7 protein-coding genes are annotated in these 9,428 nt (G+C 72.8%); 6 read left to right on the top strand and 1 reads right to left on the bottom strand.

What is annotated here, in order from left to right:
• The first annotated feature begins 99 nt into the window (after window positions 1-99).
• The 4 genes from ACFYVJ_RS34260 (at window position 100) to ACFYVJ_RS34245 (ending at window position 4,639) form a co-directional block, all read left to right on the top strand.
• The gene (locus ACFYVJ_RS34260) at window positions 100-1,446 is read left to right on the top strand and encodes an amidohydrolase family protein (RefSeq protein WP_388900255.1); all 1,347 of its coding nucleotides are present in this window, start codon (window positions 100-102) and stop codon (window positions 1,444-1,446) included.
• A 70-nt stretch (window positions 1,447-1,516) separates the two neighbouring features.
• The gene (locus tag ACFYVJ_RS34255; RefSeq protein WP_388900252.1) at window positions 1,517-2,980 is read left to right on the top strand and encodes a dihydroorotase family protein; all 1,464 of its coding nucleotides are present in this window, start codon (window positions 1,517-1,519) and stop codon (window positions 2,978-2,980) included.
• The gene (locus ACFYVJ_RS34250) at window positions 2,977-3,960 is read left to right on the top strand and encodes an asparaginase (protein ID WP_388900249.1); all 984 of its coding nucleotides are present in this window, start codon (window positions 2,977-2,979) and stop codon (window positions 3,958-3,960) included. The genes ACFYVJ_RS34255 and ACFYVJ_RS34250 overlap by 4 nt, the downstream gene beginning before the upstream one ends.
• Before the next feature lie 16 nt (window positions 3,961-3,976).
• Entirely contained in the window at window positions 3,977-4,639 is a 663-nt protein-coding gene (locus tag ACFYVJ_RS34245; RefSeq protein ID WP_388900246.1) for a GntR family transcriptional regulator, read from the top strand.
• 142 nt (window positions 4,640-4,781) lie between these two features.
• On the opposite strand, the gene ACFYVJ_RS34240 is transcribed toward ACFYVJ_RS34245, so the two are convergent.
• Window positions 4,782-6,296: a sulfatase-like hydrolase/transferase gene (locus tag ACFYVJ_RS34240; RefSeq protein WP_388900243.1), complete on the bottom strand. Its 1,515-nt coding sequence runs from the start codon at window positions 6,294-6,296 to the stop codon at window positions 4,782-4,784.
• A gap of 381 nt (window positions 6,297-6,677) precedes the next feature.
• On the opposite strand from ACFYVJ_RS34240, the gene ACFYVJ_RS34235 reads away from it, so the two are divergent.
• Window positions 6,678-7,334 (top strand): hypothetical protein, encoded by a 657-nt coding sequence (locus tag ACFYVJ_RS34235; RefSeq protein ID WP_388900240.1) that lies wholly within the window; start codon window positions 6,678-6,680, stop codon window positions 7,332-7,334.
• A gap of 34 nt (window positions 7,335-7,368) precedes the next feature.
• On the top strand, window positions 7,369-9,408 hold the full coding sequence (locus tag ACFYVJ_RS34230; RefSeq protein ID WP_388900237.1) for an SPFH domain-containing protein: 2,040 nt from the start codon (window positions 7,369-7,371) through the stop codon (window positions 9,406-9,408).
• Window positions 9,409-9,428 lie beyond the last annotated feature (20 nt).

The raw sequence follows: 9,428 nt of genomic DNA, 5'->3' as shown, positions 1-9,428 counted from the left end.
CCGGAGAGCCGGGCGGCCACTCCTCGGAAGCCATTGAAGGCAAGCACGTATCAGCCACACCCGGCCCCCCCGGGCCGCCCAACAACTTACGGAGCGCGTATGACGGCGGACAACGGGCCGGCGGGCCCGGTCAACGGGCCGCAGGCCCCGGACACGTGGGCGCTGACCGGTGTCACCGCCCTGCTCGGCGAAGAGCTGACGCCGACACGCGAGGCCACGATCGTCATCACCGGCGGGCGGATCACCGCCGCCGGACCCCTGCACGACCCCGGCCCCGCGGTGCCGCGCCTGCACCGGCCCGACCTGCTGGTCACCCCCGGCTTCCTCAACGGCCACACCCACATCGGCGACGCCGCCTTCGCCGAGGCCGGCTTCCGCACCGAGGGCGTGGACCTCCTCTACGCACCCGACGGGCAGCGCTGGCAGCTCATGGCCCGGGCAAGCGACGAGCAGCTCGTCACCGGCATGCGCCAGGCGATGCAGACCATGATCCGCTGCGGAGTGGTCGCCTTCGAGGACTTCCGCGAGCAGGGCCGGCACGGTGTCGACCTGCTGCGTCAGGCCGCCCGCGGGCTGCCCATCCGCGCGCTGGCTCTGGGCCGTCACGCCGGCCTGCCCTTCACCACGGCGCAGTTGCAGGCGAACACCGGCGGCCTCAGCGAGGAAGCCCGGGCCGAGATCCGCGACATCCTCGACGTCGCGGACGGGTTCAGCGTCGTCTCGCCCAACCAGCTCACCGACACCGCCCTGGCCCAGACCGCCGACCTCGTCCGCGCCGCGGGCAAGCGGCTCGCCGCGCACGTCAGCGAGCGGGACGCGGACCGGCAGACCTCCCTGGCCCGTACCGGCCGCAGCGACATCACCCGCGCGATCGAGATCCTGCACCCCGACTACCTCGTGCACGCCACCGCCGCCACCCCCGAAGAACTGCGCGCCGCCGCCCGGGCGGGCATGGCGGTCGTGATGTGCCCGCGGTCCCACGCCGGCCTCGGCTTCGGGGTCCCTCCCTACCTCGGCGCGGTCGCCGCCGGGGTGGAGGTCGCGCTGGGCACCGACAACGTCATGACCACCACCCCCTCCCTGCACGAGGAGGCGAACTTCCTCGTCAAAGCCGAAAGGTGGCGCACCGGAACGGTGCGCCACCCCGACCCCGGCCGGCTCCTGGCCGCCATGACCGTCACCGCCGCCCAGGTGCTGGGAGCGACGGACCTCGGCTCGCTCGGCGTCGGCAAGGCCGCGACGTTCGTCGCCTTCGACACGGCCTCGCCCAACCTCGCGGCCGCGGCGGCCAACGACCCGGCCGCAGCGCTGGTCAACCGCGCCACCGCCGGGGACATCGCCGCGGTGGTCTTCGACGGCCGCACCGCCGTCGGAACCCTCGGCCACCCCGTCCTGCCGGTCACCGGCTCCGGGCCTTCACCAGCGCAGCCGTACGGCCCCTCCTAGGAAGCCGTACCGGCAGCACCCCGCGGCCACCGTCCGGCCCCGCGGCCCCGACCGACTCGATGGAGCTCCCGTGCGACTTCTCATCTCCGGCGGCACGCTGATCACCGACAGCGCCACCCAACCCGCCGACATCCTCTGCGAGAACGGCAGCATCGCCGCCCTCACGGCCCACGGCACGGACCACGGCCCCGTCGACGACGTCCTCGACGCCACCGGCCTGCTGGTCTTCCCCGGGCTCATCGACCCCCACGTGCACTCCCGCGACCCCGGACAGACCGACAAGGAGACCTTCGCCGCATCCACCCGGGCCGCGGCCTGCAGCGGCATCACCACGATGCTGGAGATGCCCAACGCGCTGCCTCCGGTCACCGACAGCGCCGTCTTCGCCGAACGCGCCGGGCAACACGCCGAGGTCGCCGCCTGCGACTTCGGACTCTGGGCGCTCTCCCTCGGCCGGGACAACCTGGACGACCTGCCCGGCCTGTTCGCCGCCGGCGCCGTCGGGGTCAAGATCTTCTGGGGCTACGGCCTGGACCGGGCCACCAAACGCCTCGTCTACAACACCTCCGACCTCCCGGCAGAACAGGTCATCCCCCCGCCCGGAATCACCGAGGTGTGGGAGGTCCTGGCCCGCGCCGCCGCCGCGGGAGCCCTGGTGGCCGCGCACTGCGAGGACCCCGGCGTCCTCGCCTACGCCGGCCGGCACACCGGCGCCATCACCACGTACCAGGACCTGCTCGACGCCCGCCCCGTGGAAGCGGAATCCACCGCCATCGCCCAGGCCGTCGAGGCCGCGAGGCGCATCGGCGGCCGCTTCCACGTCCTGCACGTGGCCACCGCCCGCGGCGTGGAGCTGGTACGCCGTGCCCGTGCCGACGGCATCCCCGTCACCGCGGAGACCTGCCCCCACTACCTCTTCCTCACCCAGGACGACGCCGCACTCCACACCGGCACGAAGGTCTACCCGCCCATCCGCTCCCGGCACGACCAGGACGCGCTGTGGCAGGCGCTGCGCGAAGGCACCATCACCTCCCTCTCCTCCGACCACGCCCCCCACGCCCCGGCCGACAAGCAACTACCCCTGGACACCCAGCCGGCCGGTATGCACGGCGTCGAGACCCTGGTACCGCTGATGCTCGACGCCCTGACCCGCGGCCGCATCACCCCCCAGCGCCTGGCCCACGTACTGTCCACCTCCACCGCCGAGTTGTACGCACTGCCCCGCAAGGGCCGAATCCATCCCGGCTACGACGCCGACTTCACCCTCGTCGACCCCGAAGCGACCTTCACCATCGACCAGGAACGGCTGCACACCCGCCACCCGCTCAGCGTCTTCCACGGCCGCCGGGGCCGCGGCGTGGCGACGGCCACCGTGCTCCGCGGCCGGCCGCTCATGAAGGACGGCGAACTGCTGCCCGGCGCGCCACGCGGCACGCTCGTACGCTCCCGCCCGCCCGCGGCCGTACCCGCACCGCGCGGGCACGCGGGCCCCGTACACCCCGGCGGCCCCGTGAATGAGGAAGCGCGGTCATGACGGAGCCCGCGACCCTCGCGGTCCTGGCCACCGGCGGCACCATCTCCGCCGTCGCCGATGCCCGCCGCCGCCACGGCGGCGGCCTGTCCGCGACGGACCTGATCGCCGGCCACGGCAGTTCCGGGACCCTGCTGCGGCCCGTCGAAGTGCACCGCATCCCGGGGCGGGCGATGACGCCGCCGCACATGCTGACCCTCGCCCGGAAGGTCGAACAGGCCGCCGCCGAATGCGACGGCATCGTCGTCCTCCACGGGACCGACACCCTGGAGGAGACCGCCTACGCCCTGGCGGTCATGGTCGACGTCCCGGTGCCGGTCGTCGTCACCGGGGCCATGCGGCTCCCGGCGCAGCCGGGCGACGACGGACCGGGAAATCTCGTCGCCGCCATCGCCGCGGCCCGCGACCCGCGGCTGGCCGGGGCCGGTCCCGTCGTCGTCTTCGGCGACGAGGTGCACCTGGCCCGCTGGGTCACCAAGGCCCACACCAGCAGGCCCGCCGCCTTCACCTCACCCGACGGCGGCCCGGCCGGCCAGATCCACGAAGGCCGCCTCCTCCTGCACCGCACCGTCCACCGCGAGTCCGACCACCTCGGCATGCCGGAGCCCGGCCGCCTCGCCGAAACGCGCGTGCCGCTGGTCACCGTCTACGCCGGGATCGACGGCGACACCGTCGAGCGCGCCGCGGACGGTGCCTCCGGACTGCTCGTCGCCGGAACCGGCGGCGGCCACACCCCGCCCGGCGTCGCCGACACCCTCGCCGCCCTCGTCACCGCCGGCACCCCCGTCGTGCTCGCCTCCCGCTGCCCCTCCGGACCCCTGCTCCAGGACACGTACGGCGACAAGGGCGGCGAGTCCCACCTGAGATCAGTGGGAGTGGTACCGGTCGGACACCTGCCCGCCCTCAAGGCGCGATTGCGGCTGCAGATCGCGCTCGCCCTGGGTCACACTCCACGTGAGGCATTCCCCGTCGCTCCCGCCTGAACAGGACACGCCACACATGCACGACAAGAAGCCCGCCCCGCCGTCCAAGGCAGATCAGGTGTACGAGGCGCTTCTCGAAGAGATCGGCACCGGCACCCTCGCGCCCGGCGTGCGCCTGAGCGAACGCGAGATGGTCGAGCGCTACGGAGCCAGCAGGACGACCGTACGCGCGGCCGCCGCCCGCCTGATCCACGAGGGCCTCCTGGAACGCACCACCCGGGGCATGCTGATCCAGGAACGGCCGCGCGAGCAGATCCTCCAGGTCTACGACGCCTGGGCCCTCCTGGAGGCCGCCGCGACCGAACAGGCCGCCCGGGCCGCGACCGAGGCGGACCTGAAAGAGCTCGAACGGCTGCTGGCCAGCCACCGCCGGCACGGCGGCGGCCAGGGCCACCGGCCCGACCTGCACCTGAAGTTCCACGAAGCGCTGTGGGACGCGTCCCACAACCCGGTGCTGGTCGGGCTCCTGCTCAGCCTCAACACCCGCCTGCTCCAGGTCGCCACCTCCACCCTCGCCCAGCCCGGACGGTGGCAGGTCGCCCTCGACGAGCACGGCAGGATCCTCACCGCACTGCGCGCCGGCCGCGGCCCCGAAGCCGCCGACCTGGCCCGCGACCACATCCTCAGCGCCCGCGAGGCCCGCCTGGAGATGTGGCGCGACGAGCACCTCAGGACGTGACCGCCACCAACCGCCCGCCCCCTGCCGGCGAATGCCGGACGCTTCCACCGGGTGACCGCCCCCGAGGCCGGCGCACCGGCACCCGTGAGGCCCCGGCCACCGTGGCGGCCGTAACCCGGAGACGCCCTCCGCCGGCCGGCCGCTAAGGCGCCGTGAACGGCTCTGCGGGGTCGCCGACGGCGGCCTGCCACCGCACGAGTTCCTCCGACAGCCGGGCCGTGACGTCCCGGTGCCCAGCCGAGTCGGCGAGGTCGCGCAGCTCGTGCGGATCCTCGGCGAGGTCGAAGAGCTGCGTCCGCTCGCTGCCCGTTCCCTGGGCCGGGCGGTAGCGGATCAGCTTGTGCCGGCCGTCGCTGACCGACCGCTGCCAGTGCATGTAGGCCCCGTGGACGTACTCGTGTGCGCGCTCGGCGCGGCGCTCGATGACGGGCAGCAGGTCGCTGCCGGTCACGGTGCCGGGTACCTGTGCACCGGCGAGGCCGGCCAGCGTGGGGAAGAGGTCGCGGTGCTGGGTGAGCGCGTCGACCGTACGGCCCGCGGGGATGCCCGGCCCCGAGATGATCAGCGGGGTGCGCAGGGCGTGTTCGTACAGGTTCTGCTTGCCGAGCAGGCCGTGTGAGCCGAGGCCGAGTCCGTGGTCGGAGGTGTAGACGACGATGGTGTTGCGGGCGCGGCCGGTCTTGCGGAGCGCGTCCAGGATGCGGCCCACGCCGTGGTCGAGGTGGGAGACCATCGCGTAGTAGTCGGCGAGGTGCGCACGTACGGTGCCCTTGCCGCGCGGGCGCTGGGTGAGGTTCTCGTCCCGGTTGGACAACTGGCCGTTGTCGAAGGGGTGGACCGGCAGGAAGTTCTCCGGCAGCGGCACGTCCTCCTCGCTGTAGAGGTCGGAGAACGGCGCGGGCGCCATCCGCGGGTCGTGCGGTGACTGGAAGGCCGCATACGCGAAGAACGGCGCGTCGTCCTCGTACCCCTTGATGAAGTCCACCACCGCGTCCGCGTACAGGTCGGTGGTGTGCCCGTCCTCGTAGTAGATGGACGACGCCGGATACTCGCCCGACGGGTCGAAGGGACGCAGCGGCGCCGCGTACTGGTCGCTCATGCCGCCGAAGAACAGCCGCGCGCCCTCACCGGCGCCGAACGCCCGGTGGTGCGAGGCGGTGCCGTTGTGCCACTTGCCGGTGACGAACGTGCGGTAGCCGTGCCCGTGCAACTGCTCAGGCAACAGCGGCAGACCGGGGTAGATGATCTCGCCGGGAGTGGCCTGGAACAGCTCCCTGCCGGTCATCACCATGGCCCGGCTGGGCGCGCAGATCGCCCCGGTCATCCCGCCGCCGCAGTGATGGGCGGTCAGTCTGGTTCCCCGCTTGGCGAGCGCGTCCAGGTTCGGGGTGCGGACGACGGGGTGCCCGGCCGCGCCCAGAACGTCGTGCCGGTGGTCGTCGGCGATGAGGAAGACGATGTTGGGGCGCTCGGCCCGGCTGCCGCCCCCGCGCCAGTCGGCCGCCCACTCTCCCGGCCGCGATACGCCCCCGGCGTCGCCGGCCGCCGCGTGCGCCGGCCCCGCGGCGGCGGCTCCCAGGCCGGCGGCGGCAGCGACGCCGCCGGTGGCCTGCAACAGGCCGCGACGGCTGACGCGTCGGGGTGCGATGTGCTCCATGGGGACTCCGTATCCGAGCCGGTCGAGTGGATGTACACGCACAGGCTAGGAAGCAGGTCGCGCCGGGCTGCCCGGTTCCGTGGCAAATGCCTGATCAGCCGAAACGAGGGCTTCATGAACGTGCAACGGTCGGCTCTGACGGTGCCCATCGCGCCTGCGGGGACGGCGACTTCGGCCGCGCCACCGGCCTGGCCCCCTCGACGGGTGCCGCACGGTATGGCCGGGCTCGCCCGGGATGGCCGTGCCGCACCGTATCCGTGCAGTCACGGAGCAGAAAGTCTGCCGGAACCGGGCAATGAATCCGAACGCGCGTGCTGACACGGTGAGTTCAGCCGACGCCGACGGCGGGGGGCCACCGTCCGGTGCGGCAGGGGGGTGGCCATGGGTGGTTTCGTGGATGCCGCGCTGGGTTTTCCGGCCGTCGTCTTCAGCTTCGCGTTGCTGGTCGTTGTCGCCTATTGGCTGTTCGCCGCGCTGACCGGCGTGGTCGGCGACGCCGCCGGTACGGACGGCGACATGGCGGCCGACGGCCGCGGTGCCGGCGGTTTCACCGTCCTGCCGGCCGCCCTCGGGTTCGGCGGTGTGCCGGTGACGGTGGTGCTGTCGCTGGTCGTCGCCGTGGCCTGGTTCACGGCCCTGGCCGCCGGAGTGGCCGTCGGCGCCGCCGGGCTGCCCGTGTGGCCGGCCTGGGCGGCCCGGGTCGCCGGTCTGGTGCTGGCCCTGGTCGCCGGCTGGTACGTCACCTGGCTGCTGGCCCGCGCGCTGCGCCGCCTCGGCGGCACCGGCAGGCCGGCCGGCCGCCGGGACTTCGTGGGCCGCATGTGCGTCGTGCGCACCTCGGCCGTCACGCCCGCGTACGGCCAGGCGGAGGTGACGGCGGCCGATGGCTCCAGCGCGACCGTCCAGGTCAGGGGGGACGACGGCAACGGCCTCACCGCCGGCTGCCGGGCACTGATCTTCGACTACGACGCCGAAGGCGAGTTCTTCCGCGTCGGACCCGCCGACGGCGTCCCCGACGCCCCCGGCTCCTTCGGCTGACACGCACGTCCGGAACGCAGAGAAGGAAGAACTCATGACTGCCATCACCACGGGACTCGGCGTGCTCGTAGCCGTGGTCCTGCTCATCGCACTCGTGCTGCTGTTCGCCGTGAGCCGGCTGTTCCGCAAGGTACGGCAGGGCCACGCGCTGATCGTCTCCAAGATGCGGAAGGTCGACGTGACCTTCACCGGCACCGTGGTGCTGCCGGTGCTGCACAAGGCCGAGCTGATGGACATATCCGTGAAGACCATGGAGATCGAGAGAACCGGCAAGGAAGGGCTGATCTGCCAGGACAACATCCGCGCCGACATCCGCATCTCGTTCTTCGTCAGGGTCAACAAGACCGTCGAGGACGTCATCAAGGTGGCGCAGGCGATCGGCACCGAGCGGGCCAGCGACCAGGACACGCTGCAGCAGTTGTTCAACGCGAAGTTCTCCGAGGCCCTCAAGACCGTGGGCAAGCAGCTCGACTTCGCCGACCTCTACACCAAGCGCGACGAGTTCCGCGACCGGATCATCCGCGTCATCGGCACCGACCTGAACGGCTACAGCCTCGAAGACGCCGCCATCGACTATCTCGAGCAGACCCCGATGACCCAGCTCGACGCCCAGAACATCCTCGACGCCCAGGGCATCCGGAAGATCACCGAGCTGACCGCGGTCGAGAACGTGCGGACCAACGAGTTGCGGCGGGACGAGGAGAAGGAGATCACCCGCAAGAACGTCGAGGCCCGCGAGGCGGTCCTCGAACTGGAGCGCCGCCAGGCGGACGCCGAGGCGAAGCAGCAGCGCGAGGTCGGGATCGTACGGGCGCGGGAGGAGGCCGAGACCGCCAAGGTCCAGGCCGAGGAGCGGCTCAAGGCGCACACGGCGCACATCAGGACCGAGGAGCAGCTCGGCATCCAGAACGAGAACCGCGAGCGCGAGATCGCCGTCGCCCAGCTCAACCGGGAGCGCGTCGTCGCCATCGAGAACGAAAAGATCGAGAAGGACCGGCTGCTGGAGGTCATCGCCCGGGAGCGGGCGACCGAGCTGTCCCGGATCGCCAAGGACAAGGAGGTCGAGGGCGAGAAGCGGGACATCGCCGACGTCGTCCGCGAGCGGATCGCGGTCGAGAAGACCGTGGCCCAGCAGGAGGAGGAGATCAAGAAGCTGCGTACGGTCGAGGAGGCCGAGCGCGAGCGCCAGGCGCTGATCATCGCCGCGGAGGCCGAGGCGCAGGAGCGGCTGGTCAAGGACATCAAGGCCGCCGAGGCGGCCGAGCAGGCGGCGGACCACCGGGCCGCGGAGGAACTCACCATGGCGGAGGCCCGGCGCAAGGCCGCCGAGCTGGACGCGGCGGCGGCGATCCGCCTGGCCGAGGGCAGGCAGGCGGAGGCGGCCGCCGCCGGGCTCGCCGCGGCGCAGGTGCAGGAGCGCAGCGCGGAGGCCATCGCCAAGGTCGGCAAGGCGGAGGCCGACGTGGAGCGGGACAAGGCCCTCGCCGGTGCCGAGGGGCTGCGGGAGAAGTTCAGGGCGGAGGCCGCGGGCATCAACGAGAAGGCGGTGGCGATGGCCGCGCTGGACGCGGCCAGCCGGGAGCACGAGGAGTACCGGCTGCGGCTGGAGGCGGAGAAGGACATCCGGCTGGCGCAGGTCGACGTGGGCCGCCAGATCGCCGAGGCGCAGGCGACGGTGCTCGCCACCGGTCTGGAGAACGCGGACATCAGCATCGTCGGCGGGGACAGCGTGTTCTTCGACAAGCTGGTGAACGCCGTGTCCATGGGCAAGAGCCTCGACGGCTTCGTCGCCAGTTCGGAGTCGGTGCAGGCGATGGCGGGTCCGTGGCTCCGGCCCGACAGCACGTTCACGTCGGATCTGACGGCGATGGCGGCCGGCCTGGGTGCGACGGGCCTGCGGGACCTGAGCCTGGCCGGTCTGCTGACGCGTCTCATCGCGGCGGACGGTCCGCACACCGGGGCCCTGACGGGGCTGCTGGAGGCGGCGCGGGCGAGCGGTGCGGCGGATCTCCCGGTGGCGGCGCTGACCGGCCACGCGGCCGTCAACGGGTCGCCGTCGCTGGTCAAGGAGTAGCCGGCGACGGCCGCCCTCGC

This window comes from Streptomyces sp. NPDC004134 (assembly GCF_042874195.1).
Classification (GTDB): Bacteria; Actinomycetota; Actinomycetes; order Streptomycetales; family Streptomycetaceae; genus Streptomyces.
Note: the sequence above shows the minus strand (reverse complement) of the source record. Positions and strands in the feature narration are given on the sequence as shown.

Coding starts and splice junctions, on each gene's coding strand:
- ACFYVJ_RS34260 (WP_388900255.1), top strand. CDS start 100: ATGACGGCGGACAACGGGCCGGCGGGCCCGGTCAACGGGCCGCAGGCC.
- ACFYVJ_RS34250 (WP_388900249.1), top strand. CDS start 2,977: ATGACGGAGCCCGCGACCCTCGCGGTCCTGGCCACCGGCGGCACCATC.
- ACFYVJ_RS34245 (WP_388900246.1), top strand. CDS start 3,977: ATGCACGACAAGAAGCCCGCCCCGCCGTCCAAGGCAGATCAGGTGTAC.
- ACFYVJ_RS34240 (WP_388900243.1), bottom strand. CDS start 6,296: ATGGAGCACATCGCACCCCGACGCGTCAGCCGTCGCGGCCTGTTGCAG.
- ACFYVJ_RS34235 (WP_388900240.1), top strand. CDS start 6,678: ATGGGTGGTTTCGTGGATGCCGCGCTGGGTTTTCCGGCCGTCGTCTTC.
- ACFYVJ_RS34230 (WP_388900237.1), top strand. CDS start 7,369: ATGACTGCCATCACCACGGGACTCGGCGTGCTCGTAGCCGTGGTCCTG.